Below are 14,506 nucleotides of genomic sequence, written 5' to 3' on the forward strand. Positions count from 1 at the left end.
AAGGTATCGCCCGACTTAGCCGATTTGCATCAGGATTGGAAAGGTCTGCTGAAACCAGATCGCCATGTCGCTCACATAGCCGAAGATGAAAGCCAGACCTGTCAGCACCAGAAGCCCGCCCATGATCTTTTCGACCGTGCCGAGATGGCGGCGGAAGCGGGAGAGAAAGCGCATGAAGGCGCCGGAAAAGCCGGCGGCGATCCAGAAGGGGATGGCAAGCCCGAGCGAATAGACGGCAAGCAGGCCCGCACCGGCTCCCACCGTTTCACGCGAGGCGGCAATGCCGAGGATCGCACCAAGCACCGGGCCGATGCAAGGCGTCCAGCCGAAAGCAAAGGCGAGGCCCATGATATAGGCGCCCGTCAGTGTCGCCGGCTTGCCGCCGCTCTGGAAGCGCGCCTCCCGGGCCAGAAGGCCGATGCGGAAGATGCCGAGGAAGTTCAGCCCCATGATGACGATGATCAAACCGCCGATCTTGGCGAGAACATCGAGGTGCTGGCGCAAAAGCATGCCGATCGAGGACGCACCGGCGCCGAGCGCGACAAATACGGTGGCAAATCCCAAGGTGAAGAACAGTGCCGACATCAGCACATTGCCGCGAACGCTCGGGCCAGGAACACTCGGGCTTCCCGCTACCGCTGCACCGCCTCCGCGAAACTGCTCGACCGAAATTCCCGCCATGTAGCAGAGATAAGGCGGCACCAGCGGCAGCACGCAAGGTGAAAGAAACGAAAGCGCTCCGGCGAGCAAGGCACTCAGAAGCGAGATATCGGCAAGCGACACGATGGACTCCGGCTATGTCATTCCGATTCTTTCCTAATGGCGCGGGTAGCGGAAAGCCAATCACCTTTTCGAGCGGGCTTGGCATCTTGCCTTAAAGTTGACGGAATTGAGCTACGCATAGCCATGCGCAAGATCGCGGTTTTCCCCGAATTTTCCGGGCGTGACCAAGGGTCGCGGAGCCGGCTGATGAACGAATTGCTTTTGTAAAAATATTGGTTCAAGCTGTTGATGTTCGTCGAACAACGTACATTCCACCCCAGCTACTCAGCGGAGGAAAAGCCCCCATGCGTATTGCTACTATGTTCACGACTGCAGCCTTTGTCGCACTCTTCAGCGTAAGTGCCATGGCACAAACGGCGACCACCCCTAGCACGACCACAACAACCCCGAGCGCAACGACGTCGACCCCGTCGACGACAAATACGATGAAGCCGAAGGCAACGAAGCCTGCCCAAACCGCCGTTTCAAAGGCATGTTCGGCTCAGGCTGACGCCAAGGGTCTGCATGGAAAGGCACGTGCCAAGTTCCGAAGCGATTGCAAGAAGAACGGCGGCAAGGCCTAAAACTCGTTTCATTCTCGAATCGTGGTCAACTTTGCCGTCCAGCTGGCGGTAGAGTTGACCACTACGGCGCTCCCATCAAATAATCCCGACGGAAAGACCGAGCTGCGGCGTCTGAACGCTGTTTGCTTGCGACGATCGCTTGTGCTGCGATCCTTTAGTCGGACATATCCTGTTGTTCTCGCCGAATTCCGGACGGAAAACCGTTGTCGCCTTTTCTAAGATGACCTTGCAGGCTAGTGCCATTGATGCCGGCCGGCGTGAGTGTGCGTTATCCGGCTATCACCCGCTCATTGTCGACTTCGATTGCGGGCTTGGCTCTCTCGCAGCCATAGCAACGTTCTGCAATAAACGAGACAAACCCGGGAAACCGACTGACATTACAGTCCATCCCTATCCGGTCAAATCAATAGACGGAGCAGGAAGTTGAGACCCGCCATAAACCCTCCCCCTTCGGAAGCAGCATCGCAGACTAACTATCTGACAGCCTGTCTTTTCGCCCTGGAACCCTCCATCGAGAGCCTGGTTGCTGCGGCGATGAAATCCGGCTGGAAGCGCGAATATGTTCTTCTTGCCATCATGGACATCGCGCTGAACGACGGCGGCACAAACCCATCGTCACCTAAGTCGTTGCATTCATGAATGATGGAGAATGAAGTCGGCGACGCAAACAGCAACGTCACTGCAGAAACGATGATCGCATCGCGATCGTCGCTGCGCTACTTTTGCCGGACTGCGCGATTATCTTTCCATGAGAAACGGCGCATGACGCGCGCGAGCAGCCATCCGACATCGGTGTATCGCTCAGACGTCCCTGGGGCTCATGCGTCCCTAGGCTTACGCTCTTTTGTCACCGGATCGACTTTACCCTCGGCAAGCCTGTTGCGGGGATCGGCAACGAGCGAAGCCTCGTCTTTTTCTTTATTCAGCCGGTCGTCCTTACGGATCTCGCTATGCTGTATCTTCGCCAGGGCTTGCTTCTTCTCACGTCCACCATGCGATTCACTTTGTCGATCCTGTGCCAAGATGCGCCTCCTGTCTTTTCAAAAGGGAACTCACTTGATGCGATTAGGTTCCGATGGAAATAACGACACCATCATAGTCGGCGATCTCTCATCCGACTGCCGAGCGAATTTCGGAGGATTTTCGTCTTTGGAAGCGGCAAAGCGCCACCTCACTGTACTTTTAGCGACAGATAATATAATAATGCGACGATAGACGTGAAACGAATCATGAATTTCATGCGTTTAAGCTTCACTGCCATGTGAGGAAGCTAATCATGACGTCGGTCGAACGGAAGAAGCTCGCACGGCTTGTTATGTTGAAACTGCTACCGATCTTCGGTGGCCTCACCGCGGTTGCGGTCGTCGCACTTTCCACAATCGCATAATCCCGCAATCGCACTCATAGTCCCGCAATCCTATAGGCATTGGCCACGGAACATGCGTCGACGTTGCTCGACCGTAAGCGATCGCCGATCTTGAATCAGGGTGCTCTTAATATTTCGCCTGTCCAAAGGTCAGGAGCAGTCGGTGCTGTCGACTGAAAATGAATAATCCCTACCCTTCAGCTGATAGATGTAATTCGCCAGAGATGCTTCGCCGGAACTGAACTTCGGCAACAGGAAGTCGCAGAGGTCAGTGAGCTGTGCGGATTTGACGAGAGGCGGATCGAAATCGTCATCATCGTCGTCAAGATCGTAGAAATAGCTATAGATATGATCGGTGAGATCTATCTTTGTCAGCGTGGTCTTTTGATCGATCTTCTTAGGTAAATCCTTGTTGGCAAAGATCACCGGATAGCGCTCCGAAAGGAAGGGAACCACTAACCGCTCGGTCACCGGTGTGGTCATCGCGATTCCTAAAAGCGGCAGCAGCCTCAAGGCTATCGGAAGCCTCCTGCCCGCGATCAATCCGGCCAAAAGTCCCAAGGATACCAGCAACCCACAAACGGTTGCATAAATCTCCCATAGTGACAGCTCTGCCACGAATTCCATCATTCGCCTGTCGTCTTCACCAACAATCTTATTGATGAAGCTATGGTACTACCAAATCGAGATTCGTCACCAGCCAATTCCGGCCAAATCTCATCAACAACCTGTGCGTTATGCCTGGAAAACGAAAGCACGTCGCGAGCCGAGGCCAACAATCCATGAGATTTGGCAATGCAGAAACGACTGCGAAGGCTGCCGGGCCGTGCAGCCTTCGGCTCGCCTGATGAGCGATCTAATGAACCAGCTTTGCGACCTCGGGGACCGTTTGGATCGCGCTCTCGTGCCGTCCGGAAGTCAACCCGATGATTACAGCAACTGCGGCGACCATTATGTAAATAATCGTCCCTTTCGGCTTTCGATCCGATAAACAACGCCTCGTCGACTCTAATGAACGCGGATGGTCAGACATCTTGATCCTTTGGTATTAAGAGCGCTCATTTAGTAGATCAGCGGCGCCGGATAAATATCTCGATTCGCGCATCTCCCCTGCAGGCAGCGAATACCGGGCTATTCTTGCGTCTGGATTGCACGGCAAAATTGACTGTTCCTGTCTGTGTGCCACATCTGGCCAGGTGCTTTATCCGCGTAACGTCGATATCACTGAAAAATCGAGTAATACAAAAGCCCGCGACCTTCGTCCTAGGGACGTTCGGTTACCTATCTCTTCGGGCTGGACAAAAAGGCGATGGTGAGAGCGATGGGATTCGAACCCATGACCTACTGATTAAAAGTCAGTTGCTCTACCGACTGAGCTACGCTCTCCCTCTCCGCTGGCAGAAGCTGCCCCGGTTGGAAGTGCGCGGAACATATGCAGACGCCCTATTGCGGTCAACCCATAAAATTGCGGTTGTCAGTGGCCGAGGATGCTTTTCCTCACCTCACTACCCCTGAACGACGGCATCGAGCCGAGGAAGTTGCCTATTATTAAGGAAAATCAGAAATCCGGCACCGTACGCGGATGAGCTCCAACAAGGCAAACGCTTCTCAAAGACCCAAACAACCGTAACAATTTCCCATAATAATCAGGGTTGCAATGAACGGATCGATCGGCTCGCCATCCGCAACAGTTGGGGTGCGAATCGTTTTTGGTGTATATCAGTTATTGTTAACAACCTGTCGGGCCCTCAGGAGGTTCTTTTATGGAAGACGCAAACGTCGGTTGGATTGCAGCAATTATCATCGGCGGCCTAGCTGGCTGGTTCGCCGAGATGATCATGAAAAGCAACACGGGCATAATCATGAACATCATCCTCGGCATTGTCGGCGCGCTCGTTGCCAGCTGGCTTTTCCGTACGCTCGGCATCGTCCTGCCGTTCCATGTATGGCTGAACTACCTGATTACAGGTTTCATCGGCGCCTGCATCCTGATTTTCGTCGGCCGACTGATCAGACGTTAGCAGCGCATCGGGCTGCGAAAACCCGAATTGGGAAGAGGAAAAAAGGGAAGGCGGGCCAAACCGCCTTCCCTTTTTTGTTGCGCTCACCCGGTGAGACGCAAGACAGCGAAAATGCGCCGAGGCTTTTGAGGCCTTTCCAAGCGCGACCTCGACGCTATCTACCAAAAGGGAACCGAAAGGAGGTTGGAAACATGACGGAAAACGCCAATCGGACAACCACCCGCAAAGTCATCCGCGGCCGCCCCTACAGCATTGCCGAGTTTGCACGGAAATATCGCCTCGATGATGCGGAGGCAAAACGCCTCTTCTACAAGTTCGGCCCGTCGTCCACCGAACTGGACCTGCTCATGGCTGCCAAACGAAGGCCGCCCAGCCTTGCAACCGCAATCGGTCGATAACGCACGGCTTTCCCAGCCAGGCTTGCGAAATGCCCCCGAGATCGGCGACTGCAAAGCGACGAGCCCGCAGACACGATAGTCAGCGGCACGGCCATGACGCATGGCTTTGCAATATACTGATATATCACATCCGATTGCCTTCGGAGATGCTAAATGACACTGTGTGCCACTCAAGCATAAGCCGGACGCAGCCTCGAATGCAGAATTCGCTTAGCCATCTTGCCTATCTCGCGTTGGAATACGCGATCGTGACGCTTGCGTTGAAGCCAGGCGCCCTCGTCACCGAAAAGCAGCTGATCGAAGTGGCCGAGCATGGGCGAACACCGGTGCGCGAGGCAATCCAGAAACTTGCATGGCAGGGATTGATCCATGTGCGGCCGCGCGTCGGCCTGCAAATCGCGGAGATTCGCCCCGAAGACCATCAATATGTCATGCAGGTGAGACGTGAATTGGAGCCAATTGCGGCCGCGCTCGCCGCCACCCATGCCGATCAGCAGCAGCGCGAGCAGTTGGAGGAATGCGCCCGCCTGATGACGGAGTGTGCCGTTACCGGCGACCTTCCCGGCTTTTTCGCTGCCGATAAGGCCTTCGACGAAATTCTCGAAGCCGCCTGCCCCAACAACTTCATCACAGCGGCGCTCGCAACCGTGCAGACGCACGCACGCCGTCTGTGGTATTCCACTGGAACGCATGATCGCATGGGCCTGGCGATCGCCATGCATGTTCAGGCCATCGAAGCCATTCGAGGCGGTGATGCCAAGGCGGCCGAGACTGCAATGGCATCACTCATTGATTACCTCAGCGGCACATGAAAAAAGGCGGCCCCGTTACCAAAGCCGCCTTTCATTCCGGATTTAGGGGCCGATCAGCCGACGAAAGCTCGCTCGATGACGAACTCGGCCGGATTGTTGTTAGCACCCTCGTTCAGGCCAGCCTTCTCGAGCAGCGACTTGGTGTCCTTCAGCATGGCGGAGGAGCCGCAGATCATGCCGCGATCGATCGCGGGATCCAGCGGCGGCACGCCGAGATCGCTGAAAAGCTTGCCGTTCTCGATGAGATCGGTAATGCGGCCCTTGAAGGGGAATTCCTCGCGGGTCACGGTGGCATAATGACGTAGCTTGTCGCCGACGACTTCGCTCAACAGCTCGTCGTTGCGGATTTCCTCGACGAGATCGAAGCCGTATTTCAGCTCAGCAACATCGCGCGTGGTATGGGTGAGGATGACCTCCTCATACTTCTCATAGGTCTCCGGGTCGCGGATGAGGCTCGCAAATGGTGCAATGCCGGTGCCGGTGGAGAACATGTAGAGACGGCGGCCAGGGGTCAGCGCGTCCAGAACCAGCGTACCGGTCGGCTTCTTGCGCATCAGCACTTCATCGCCAGGCTTGATGTTCTGCAGGTGCGAGGTCAGCGGACCGTCCGGCACCTTGATGGAAAAGAATTCAAGCTCATCGGCCCAGGCAGGGCTCGCGATCGAATAGGCGCGATACAGCGGCTTGCCCTCGACCATTAGGCCGATCATGGCGAACTCGCCTGAACGGAAGCGGAAGCCTTGCGGCCGGGTCATGGTGAAACGAAAGAGCCGGTCGGTATAATGCGTGACGCTCAGCACCTTCTCGGCGAAGACGCCTGCGGGTACTGCTGAAGCAAATTCATCTGTCTTTGCGGGGGCGTTCATTCTGTCTCGGATCCCGTATTAGTCTTACGCGTTTTCCTGGGCACGTTTTTCCCGGCAGGCTCATTTCGCGACGCTGATATAATAATATAGCCGGTTTTGAAAGGCATTCCATTCCAACCGGCAGTACAGGACTGAAATATGCATTTTTCAGTCAAGTTTCCAGATTGCCGACATTATATCCTTCGAGAGGCTTGAATACGGCAATCCGACACTGTCAAATTGCCGCAACAGTGAGCCTTTCCACATCAGGCCGACTTTGCCGGCAATCGCCGCCAGCTATAGGCCTGTCCGCCTTCGGCACGCCGAGCGGTCGGCTGATAATAGTGCGGAATGCCCGGAAGGCGATTTTCCGACAGGCGCTTCAGCGCTGTTGCGTTGGTGACCGCGAAACTATCGATACCCACGCGCAGCATCAGCGGAATCTGATCGATCAGCACGTCGCCAACCGCACGCAGCTCATTGGCATAGCCGAGGCGCTGACGCAGCAGCGAGGCATGGCTGAAGGCGCGGCCATCGTTGAATGCCGGAAACGCGACCGCGACGATATCGAGACGGTCGAGATAGGGCTGCAGCCGGGTCACGTCATCGGCGGGCTTGATGAGAACGCCGAGGCCTGCCTCATTGCTCTCTTCCGCCTTCGCGATCAACGCATCGAGGCCGAGTAGCGGCTTCTGCGCCTCGGTCGCCTTGACCTCATCGGTCTCGATGACCCACGAATCATTGTCCACGAAACCTGTTTCACGCCAAATCTTGGTCATGGTCGATCTCCTTACGCGGCTTCCGCTGCCGACGAGGACGCGCCGTAGAGCGCGGTCTTGAACGGCTGCGGGCCGACACGACGGTAGGCGGCGAGGAAGGTTTCGGAAGGATCAAGACGAAGGCCGAGATAGGTATCGACAATGGTCTCGATGGCGTCGGTCACTTTGTCGGGCTCGAAGCCGCGGCCGATGATCTCGCCGATCGAGGTATTTTCGTCGCCGGAGCCGCCAAGCGTGATCTGATAGAGTTCCGCACCCTTCTTCTCGACCCCAAGCAGGCCGATATGACCGACATGGTGATGGCCACAGGCATTGATGCAGCCGGAAATCTTGATCTTCAGCTCGCCGATCTCCGCTTGGCGCTCGGGCGAACCGAAACGCGTGGAGATTTCCTGCGCAACCGGAATGGAACGCGCGTTGGCAAGCGCGCAATAATCGAGACCGGGACAGGCGATAATATCAGTGATCAGGCCCGCATTCGCCGTTTCCAGGCCGTTGGCCACCAGAGCGCGATAGACGGCTTCGAGATCGGCCAGCGCCACATGCGGCAGGATAAGGTTCTGCTCATGGCTGACGCGGATCTCGTCAAAGGCATATTCCTCGGCGATATCGGCTACGGCGTCCATCTGCGCGTCCGAGGCGTCGCCCGGAATGCCGCCGATCGGCTTCAGCGAGATTGTCACCATGCCGTAATCGGGGTTCTTGTGCGGCTGCACATTCTGCTGCACCCAGCGCGCAAAAGCCGGATCGGCCTTCTTCCAGCGTGCCAGGCTTTCCCAGCCTTCGGGGCGCTCAGGCAGCGTCGGCGGTGCGAAATAGGCTGAGATCGCCTGAACGTCAGCTTCCGGCAGCTTCAGTTCGGTGTCTCGCAGCTTGTCGAACTCGGCCTCGACCTGACGCGCCAGTTCCTCGGCGCCGGTTTCATGCACGAGGATTTTGATACGGGCCTTATACTTGTTGTCGCGGCGCCCATGCAGATTGTAAACGCGCATGATCGCCGTCGTATAGGACAGGAGATCCTCTTCCGGCAGGAAGTCACGGATCAGCTTGGCAACCAGCGGCGTGCGCCCCTGCCCGCCGCCGACGTAAACGGCAAAGCCGATCTCGCCCTTGTCGTTCTTCTTCAGATGAAGGCCGATATCATGCACCTGGATCGCAGCGCGGTCACGCTCGGCGCCGGTGACGGCGATCTTAAACTTGCGCGGCAGGAAGGAAAATTCCGGATGAACCGACGACCACTGGCGCAGGATTTCGGCATAGGGCCTGGGATCGGCGACTTCGTCAGCCGCAGCGCCGGCGAAATGATCGGCAGTCACGTTGCGAATGCAATTGCCGGAAGTCTGGATCGCATGCATCTCGACGGAGGCTAAATCAGCCAGCGCATCGGGCATTTCGGAGAGCTTCGGCCAGTTGAACTGCAGGTTCTGGCGCGTGGTGAAATGGCCATAGCCGCGGTCATAGGTGCGGGCGACATGGGCGAGCATGCGCATCTGGCGCGAACTCAGCGTGCCGTAGGGAATGGCAATGCGCAGCATATAGGCATGCAGCTGCAGATAAACGCCGTTCATCAAGCGCAGCGGCTTGAAGGCGTCTTCCGAAAGCTCCCCCGAGAGGCGTCGCTCCACCTGATCGCGGAACTGGGCAACCCGTTCCGCAACAAAGGCGTGGTCGAATTCATCGTAACGATACATGACTTCCTCGGGACTTCTCAGACTGCAATGAAATCGGGATCGGCCGGGGCATAGCCCGGCGCATATTCCATGGTGGGGCCTTCGGCGCGGATGCGCTCGCGCAGGCGCAGCGGCCAAAGCTTGCCGCCGGTTTCCTGCACGTCGATCAGATTGACGTCGACGACCTTGTTGTCAGCATAGGCTTGCTTGCCGATCGCTTCCAGTGCAGCTTCCGCTTCGGAATGACGAGCGACCAGCGCCTCCTGCAGCGATGTCACCCACTCACCGTTAGCGTTCAGCCAGACGGCGACGCCATCGGTGAGCCGGTTTGCGGTCAGAACCTTGTCGACCATCAATCAGTTCCTTGCATAGTCTTGAGCAGCGGTCTCGCGACGGACCAGCGGCTTGGATTGTTCAAAATTCGCACCAGCGACGGCATCGCCGATAATGACCATGACCGGCCCGCCCAGCTCATCGCGGTGCTCGAGATCGGGCAGATCCCGCAGGATGCCGTGCATCAGGCGGCGATCGCGCCGGCTCGCATTCTCGATGATGGCAACGGTCGTCTCGGGCGGCAGGCCGGCTTGCATCAGGCGGCCGGCAACGGAAGCGGCAACCGTGCGTCCCATATACACCGCAATCGTGGCGCCGGATACGGCCAAGCTCGCCCAATCGGGCAGCACATCGCCCGTGAGATCGTGACCGGTCGTAAAGACCAGCGACGAGGCGACACCACGCAGCGTCAGCGGCAATTCGAAATCGGCAGCAGCGGCAAAGGCCGAGGTGATGCCGGGAACAATCTCATAGCCGATACCGGCGGCGCGCAGAGCCGCCATTTCCTCGCCGGCACGGCCGTAAACCAGCGGATCACCCGATTTCAGGCGCACGACACGCTTGCCTTCGCGGCCAAGCTGCACCAGCAGATCGTTGATCTCTTCCTGCGACTTGCTATGGCATCCCTTGCGCTTGCCGACCGACAAGCGCTCGGCGTCGCGACGTCCCATATCGATGATCGCCTGCGGCACCAGCGCGTCATAGACGATGACATCGGCCTCCATCATCACGCGCTGTGCGCGCAATGTCAGCAGATCTTCGGCGCCGGGACCGGCGCCGACGAGCCAGATACGGCCCTCGACCTTACGCGACGACCGCAGCAGCTCATCGGCCGCCCGCTCCGCCTGCGCGACATGGCCGGCATTGACGGCATCGGCGACCGGTCCGGAAAAGAACTGCCGCCAGAAGACGCGGCGAGCAACGCCACGCGGCACGAAGCGCTCGACCGGCTTACGGAAGCGCGTCGCGAGCTCCGCCAGTTTGCCGAGCGACGGCGACAGCATCTGGTCGATCTGCGCGCGGATCATCTGCGCGAGGACAGGGCCGGCGCCTTCCGTGCCAATGGCAACGGCCACGGGCGCGCGGTTGACCAGGGCGGGCGTATAGAAATCGCAATAGTCGGGCTGGTCGACGGCGTTTGCCGGGATACGCTCAGCGCGGGCAGCATCGACGATACCGCGATCAGCCTCGGCATCACCGGTGGCGGCAAAAACGAGCGTCGCGCCCTTGACCTGATCGGATGAAAAATCGCCGCGTATGGTTTCGATGCGGTTGGCGATGAGGAAAGCGTGATAATCAGCCTCCGGCGCCTGCGCAAAGGCAACGACTTTCGCCTGCGTGTTCAAAAGCAGCCGCACCTTGGCGAAAGCTTCATCGCCATTGCCGAAGACAGCCGCTACCCTTCCTTCCACACGGAAGAAAGCGGGGAACACCGAAAGCTGTTCAGTCCTGGGAGGCATCACTATTCCACTTCGAGATTTGGCGAATATCGCCCCTGCGGCCAAGAGATTGAAGAAACAGAAATTCTAATGCCCATGCATGCGCGTATTCTTTTGCTCGACTTGACAAGGATTTGAGCAAAACTCACCAGGCGAGCAGATTGCAATAAGCCTATAAAATCTATAGATTTTTACGACTCGACCCCGTTGTCGAGCTGCTTTATTGCTTGTGGCAAACACAGTTTTTAAGTTATTTACGCATACCGCCGCATTTGCAACCCCTATAGACTGCAGCGAAAATCGTTGGAGAAAGCCCTTGTCTGACAATAGCATCGCTGCACGCCTCCTCAACGTCGTCGAGCATGACATCCTGCCCCTGACCCGCAGAGGCGTCGCTGCCGGCAACAAGGTTTTCGGCGCGGCTATCCTGCGCAAGTCCGATCTCTCGCTCGTCATCGGGGAAACCAACAATGAACTGGAAAATCCGCTCTGGCATGGCGAGATTCACACCCTCAAGCGCTTCTACGAACTCGGCGAGAAGCCCGCGACCAAGGATTTGATCTTCCTGTCGACTCATGAGCCCTGCACCATGTGCATGTCGGCGATCACCTGGGCGGGCTTCGATAATTTCTACTATTTCTTCAGCCACGAGGACTCACGGGATGCCTTTGCGATCCCGCACGATCTCAAGATCCTGAAGGAAGTCTTCGGCTTGGAACCAGGCGGCTATCGCCGCCAAAACGCATTCTGGAACAGCTTTGCAATCTCCGACCTCGTGGAGACGGAAGCCGATCCGCGCAAGGGCGAGTTGAAGGAGCAGACCGCGCGCATCAAGCAAGCCTATGCCGATCTCTCCGAGAACTACCAAGCCTCTAAGAACGGCAACGACATTCCTTTGAACTGACAGAGCAAAACCCGAGGCAACGATGGAAGCATCGCGAGACATTTCCCGTCTGATCGACATCATGGCGGCGCTGCGAAACCCGGAGAGCGGTTGCCCTTGGGACATCGTCCAGACCTTCGAGACCATCAAGCCCTATACGATCGAAGAGGCCTACGAGGTCGCGGATGCGATCGAGCGCAAGGATAACGACGATCTCTGCGACGAACTCGGCGATCTCTTGCTACAGGTCGTTTTCCATTCCCGGATCGCCGAGGAGGCAGGCGCGTTTTCCTTTGGCGATGTGGTGCACGCCATCACCCGCAAGATGATCCGCCGCCATCCGCATGTCTTTGCCGTCTCCGATGCCAAGACCGAAGACGCGGTGACGCTGCAATGGGACCGGATCAAGGCCGAGGAGAAGCGGGAACGCGCCGAACGCCGCGCCACGAGCGGCATCACCGAAGATTTCAAGGCCGGTTTCCTGGGTTCGGTGCAGCGGACTTTCCCTGCTCTGACCGAAGCCTTGAAACTGCAGGAGCGCGCCGCCAAGGTCGGCTTCGATTGGTCGGCGCCGGAGCCGATCCTCGACAAGATCGAGGAGGAGATCGGCGAATTGCGGGCAGCGCTTGCAAGCGGCGACAAGGCCAAGGTCAGCGACGAACTCGGCGATCTGATCTTCGCCGTCGTCAATATCGGCCGGCATGTGAACACGGATCCGGAGCAAGCCCTGCGCGGCACGAACACCAAGTTCCGCCGCCGCTTCCATCACATCGAAACGACGCTGGAAGCTGAAGGCGAGACGCTGGAGGGCGCCTCGCTGGAGCGGATGGAAGAAATCTGGCAGTCAGCAAAAGCCATCGAGCGGCAGCTGGCAGGCGTCAAGTCGGCGTAAAGCCCACCTATTCCCAGTCTTCGCGTTGCGGCTTCGGGCCGTTGCCCATGCGCCGCTCCAATTCAGCCGCCTCGGTCTCGGTCAGGCGAACATCGAGCGTCACCGTCCCGTCCTCATTATCCTCGCGGTTGTCGACGACAGCATGATTGTAAAGCCAGGGCAGCAGTGCCAGCTTTTCCACCGGCAGTGTAATCGTCGTTTCCGTCAACACGCCGGAAAGACGTCGGCTGATTTCGTCCATCAAACGATCGACGCCCTCGCCTGATATCGCCGAGACGGCAATGACGTTTTCTGTTGTCGAAGCCTTCTGGACGATGGCGTCATGCGCTTCCGGCTCCAGGCGGTCGATCTTGTTCCAGACCTCGAGGATGCGCTTGGCGCCTTCAGCTTCGCCGATGCCGAGATCGCCGAGAATGCGCATGACGTCAGCGCTCTGGGCCTGATTGTCGTCATCGGAGAGATCGCGGACATGCAGGATCAGGTCGGCTTCCAGCACCTCTTCCAGCGTCGCGCGGAAGGCGGCCACCAGGTGAGTCGGAAGGTCAGAAATGAAACCGACGGTATCTGAGAGGATAACGGTGCGGCCATGCGGCAGCTTCATGCGACGCAACGTCGGATCGAGCGTCGCAAAGAGCATGTCTTCCGCCAGAACGCCGGCGCCGGTGATGCGGTTGAACAGCGTCGATTTACCGGCATTGGTGTAGCCAACGAGAGCCACGATCGGATGTGGAACCTTTTTTCGCTTGGCGCGATGAAGCTGGCGGGTGCGAACCACCTGCTCCAGTTCCCGCTCCAGCCGGATGATCCGCTCCTGCAGCATGCGCCGGTCGGCTTCGATCTGGGTTTCACCCGGGCCGCCCATGAAACCGGCACCGCCGCGCTGGCGTTCAAGGTGGGTCCAGCTTCGAACCAGCCGGCCTTTCTGATAGTTCAGATGTGCCAGCTCGACCTGCAGCGTGCCTTCCTTGGTGGAGGCGCGGCGGCCGAAGATTTCCAGGATGAGGCCGGTACGGTCGATGACCTTGGCGTTCCATGCCTTTTCAAGATTGCGCTGCTGCACCGGCGTCAGAGGATGATCGACGATGACGAGCCCAGCATTGAACTCGTCGAGCAGCGCGCGAATCTCTTCGATTTTGCCGGTCCCAAGCAGGGTTGCCGGCCGCGGATCATTGATCGGAACGATAGAGCCGTTGACGACATCGAGGTCGATGGCGAGCGCAAGGCCCTTGGCCTCTTCCAGCCGGCTTTCGGGCGGTCGAGTGACAGAGATGGCATTGTCGGCTTGAGCTGTCCGTGTTGCACGCGCCTGTTTGAGCACAGGGACGACGACAACAGCGCGCATATCATCCCGGTGTTTTACGGTTTCCGGGATGAGGGAATCATTTTTGGTATCGCGTGTCGTGATAACGGCAAGTCCCAGTTAGGATGCGGCTTCTTCGCTCTCGAACATCTGCATGGGCTGACCCGGCATGATCGTCGAGATCGCATGCTTGTACACGAGCTGCGAATGGCCATCGCGGCGGAGCAAGACACAGAAATTGTCGAATGAAGTTACGACACCTGTGAGCTTCACGCCGTTAATCAAGAAAATTGTGAGTGAAATCTTTTGCTTGCGAACAGTATTGAGAAACAAGTCCTGCAAGTTCTGAGAACGTTCCGCCATCGCGCCGCTTCTTTCTTTTTTGCCGACCTGAGCCGGTTGAATGTCATGGTATACAGAGG

At 57.7% G+C, this 14,506-nt stretch carries 16 protein-coding genes and 1 tRNA gene; 6 read left to right on the plus strand and 11 right to left on the minus strand.

Going from position 1 to position 14,506, the window contains the following annotated elements; genetic code table 11:
• Positions 1 to 15: 15 nt before the first annotated feature.
• Positions 16 to 783: a cytochrome c biogenesis CcdA family protein gene (locus FBZ99_RS02030; RefSeq protein WP_113352563.1), complete on the minus strand. Its 768-nt coding sequence runs from the start codon at positions 781 to 783 to the stop codon at positions 16 to 18.
• 284 nt (positions 784 to 1,067) lie between these two features.
• On the opposite strand from FBZ99_RS02030, the gene FBZ99_RS02035 reads away from it, so the two are divergent.
• Positions 1,068 to 1,346: a PsiF family protein gene (locus FBZ99_RS02035; protein ID WP_113333747.1), complete on the plus strand. Its 279-nt coding sequence runs from the start codon at positions 1,068 to 1,070 to the stop codon at positions 1,344 to 1,346.
• A gap of 818 nt (positions 1,347 to 2,164) precedes the next feature.
• Here the strand turns inward: FBZ99_RS02035 and FBZ99_RS02040 are convergent.
• The 3 genes from FBZ99_RS02040 to FBZ99_RS02050 all read right to left on the minus strand — a co-directional run bounded on the left by FBZ99_RS02040 (position 2,165) and on the right by FBZ99_RS02050 (position 4,098).
• On the minus strand, positions 2,165 to 2,368 hold the full coding sequence (locus tag FBZ99_RS02040; protein ID WP_113333746.1) for a hypothetical protein: 204 nt from the start codon (positions 2,366 to 2,368) through the stop codon (positions 2,165 to 2,167).
• A 494-nt stretch (positions 2,369 to 2,862) separates the two neighbouring features.
• Positions 2,863 to 3,342, minus strand: coding sequence for a hypothetical protein (locus FBZ99_RS02045; protein ID WP_113352565.1), 480 nt, complete (start codon positions 3,340 to 3,342; stop codon positions 2,863 to 2,865).
• A gap of 680 nt (positions 3,343 to 4,022) precedes the next feature.
• A tRNA-Lys gene (locus tag FBZ99_RS02050) sits at positions 4,023 to 4,098 on the minus strand.
• 377 nt (positions 4,099 to 4,475) lie between these two features.
• Here FBZ99_RS02050 and FBZ99_RS02055 point away from each other — a divergent pair.
• The 3 genes from FBZ99_RS02055 (at position 4,476) to FBZ99_RS02065 (ending at position 5,943) form a co-directional block, all read left to right on the plus strand.
• Positions 4,476 to 4,733, plus strand: a complete 258-nt coding sequence (locus FBZ99_RS02055; protein WP_095434844.1) for a GlsB/YeaQ/YmgE family stress response membrane protein — start codon at positions 4,476 to 4,478, stop codon at positions 4,731 to 4,733.
• A gap of 191 nt (positions 4,734 to 4,924) precedes the next feature.
• A complete protein-coding gene (locus tag FBZ99_RS02060) occupies positions 4,925 to 5,131 on the plus strand; it encodes a hypothetical protein (protein ID WP_095434843.1) in 207 nt (68 codons plus the stop codon).
• 197 nt (positions 5,132 to 5,328) lie between these two features.
• Complete coding sequence (locus FBZ99_RS02065; protein ID WP_113352566.1) at positions 5,329 to 5,943, plus strand: GntR family transcriptional regulator; 615 nt, start codon at positions 5,329 to 5,331, stop codon at positions 5,941 to 5,943.
• A 53-nt stretch (positions 5,944 to 5,996) separates the two neighbouring features.
• Here the strand turns inward: FBZ99_RS02065 and FBZ99_RS02070 are convergent, their stop codons facing one another.
• From FBZ99_RS02070 to cysG, 5 genes are all read right to left on the minus strand, one after another.
• On the minus strand, positions 5,997 to 6,809 hold the full coding sequence (locus FBZ99_RS02070; protein ID WP_069612125.1) for a ferredoxin--NADP reductase: 813 nt from the start codon (positions 6,807 to 6,809) through the stop codon (positions 5,997 to 5,999).
• A 245-nt stretch (positions 6,810 to 7,054) separates the two neighbouring features.
• A complete protein-coding gene (locus tag FBZ99_RS02075; RefSeq protein ID WP_095434840.1) occupies positions 7,055 to 7,567 on the minus strand; it encodes a DUF934 domain-containing protein in 513 nt (170 codons plus the stop codon).
• Positions 7,568 to 7,578: 11 nt separating this feature from the next.
• Positions 7,579 to 9,258 (minus strand): nitrite/sulfite reductase, encoded by a 1,680-nt coding sequence (locus FBZ99_RS02080; RefSeq protein WP_095434839.1) that lies wholly within the window; start codon positions 9,256 to 9,258, stop codon positions 7,579 to 7,581.
• Positions 9,259 to 9,275: 17 nt separating this feature from the next.
• The gene (locus FBZ99_RS02085) at positions 9,276 to 9,590 is read right to left on the minus strand and encodes a DUF2849 domain-containing protein (RefSeq protein WP_095434838.1); all 315 of its coding nucleotides are present in this window, start codon (positions 9,588 to 9,590) and stop codon (positions 9,276 to 9,278) included.
• A 3-nt stretch (positions 9,591 to 9,593) separates the two neighbouring features.
• A complete protein-coding gene (gene cysG, locus FBZ99_RS02090) occupies positions 9,594 to 11,030 on the minus strand; it encodes a siroheme synthase CysG (RefSeq protein WP_145631260.1) in 1,437 nt (478 codons plus the stop codon).
• A gap of 295 nt (positions 11,031 to 11,325) precedes the next feature.
• Between cysG and FBZ99_RS02095 the strand changes: the two genes are divergently transcribed.
• Complete coding sequence (locus FBZ99_RS02095) at positions 11,326 to 11,913, plus strand: deaminase (RefSeq protein WP_145631262.1); 588 nt, start codon at positions 11,326 to 11,328, stop codon at positions 11,911 to 11,913.
• A gap of 22 nt (positions 11,914 to 11,935) precedes the next feature.
• The gene (gene mazG, locus FBZ99_RS02100; RefSeq protein WP_145631264.1) at positions 11,936 to 12,784 is read left to right on the plus strand and encodes a nucleoside triphosphate pyrophosphohydrolase; all 849 of its coding nucleotides are present in this window, start codon (positions 11,936 to 11,938) and stop codon (positions 12,782 to 12,784) included.
• A 7-nt stretch (positions 12,785 to 12,791) separates the two neighbouring features.
• Here mazG and hflX read toward each other — a convergent pair whose 3' ends face one another.
• Both hflX and hfq read right to left on the minus strand, forming a co-directional pair.
• Entirely contained in the window at positions 12,792 to 14,126 is a 1,335-nt protein-coding gene (gene hflX, locus FBZ99_RS02105) for a GTPase HflX (protein WP_145631266.1), read from the minus strand.
• A gap of 78 nt (positions 14,127 to 14,204) precedes the next feature.
• Positions 14,205 to 14,447, minus strand: a complete 243-nt coding sequence (hfq, locus tag FBZ99_RS02110) for an RNA chaperone Hfq (protein WP_003539403.1) — start codon at positions 14,445 to 14,447, stop codon at positions 14,205 to 14,207.
• Positions 14,448 to 14,506 lie beyond the last annotated feature (59 nt).

It is taken from the genome of Rhizobium sp. ERR 1071, assembly GCF_007828675.1.
In the GTDB taxonomy this organism is placed as follows: domain Bacteria; phylum Pseudomonadota; class Alphaproteobacteria; order Rhizobiales; family Rhizobiaceae; genus Rhizobium; species Rhizobium dioscoreae.

What these genes read in the sequence shown, in the direction of transcription:
- FBZ99_RS02035 (WP_113333747.1), top strand. Translation starts at nt 1,068, where the DNA reads ATGCGTATTGCTACTATGTTCACGACTGCAGCCTTTGTCGCACTCTTC.
- FBZ99_RS02045 (WP_113352565.1), bottom strand. Translation starts at nt 3,342, where the DNA reads ATGATGGAATTCGTGGCAGAGCTGTCACTATGGGAGATTTATGCAACC.
- FBZ99_RS02055 (WP_095434844.1), top strand. Translation starts at nt 4,476, where the DNA reads ATGGAAGACGCAAACGTCGGTTGGATTGCAGCAATTATCATCGGCGGC.
- FBZ99_RS02060 (WP_095434843.1), top strand. Translation starts at nt 4,925, where the DNA reads ATGACGGAAAACGCCAATCGGACAACCACCCGCAAAGTCATCCGCGGC.
- FBZ99_RS02065 (WP_113352566.1), top strand. Translation starts at nt 5,329, where the DNA reads ATGCAGAATTCGCTTAGCCATCTTGCCTATCTCGCGTTGGAATACGCG.
- FBZ99_RS02070 (WP_069612125.1), bottom strand. Translation starts at nt 6,809, where the DNA reads ATGAACGCCCCCGCAAAGACAGATGAATTTGCTTCAGCAGTACCCGCA.
- FBZ99_RS02075 (WP_095434840.1), bottom strand. Translation starts at nt 7,567, where the DNA reads ATGACCAAGATTTGGCGTGAAACAGGTTTCGTGGACAATGATTCGTGG.
- FBZ99_RS02080 (WP_095434839.1), bottom strand. Translation starts at nt 9,258, where the DNA reads ATGTATCGTTACGATGAATTCGACCACGCCTTTGTTGCGGAACGGGTT.
- FBZ99_RS02085 (WP_095434838.1), bottom strand. Translation starts at nt 9,590, where the DNA reads ATGGTCGACAAGGTTCTGACCGCAAACCGGCTCACCGATGGCGTCGCC.
- cysG (WP_145631260.1), bottom strand. Translation starts at nt 11,030, where the DNA reads ATGCCTCCCAGGACTGAACAGCTTTCGGTGTTCCCCGCTTTCTTCCGT.
- mazG (WP_145631264.1), top strand. Translation starts at nt 11,936, where the DNA reads ATGGAAGCATCGCGAGACATTTCCCGTCTGATCGACATCATGGCGGCG.
- hflX (WP_145631266.1), bottom strand. Translation starts at nt 14,126, where the DNA reads ATGCGCGCTGTTGTCGTCGTCCCTGTGCTCAAACAGGCGCGTGCAACA.
- hfq (WP_003539403.1), bottom strand. Translation starts at nt 14,447, where the DNA reads ATGGCGGAACGTTCTCAGAACTTGCAGGACTTGTTTCTCAATACTGTT.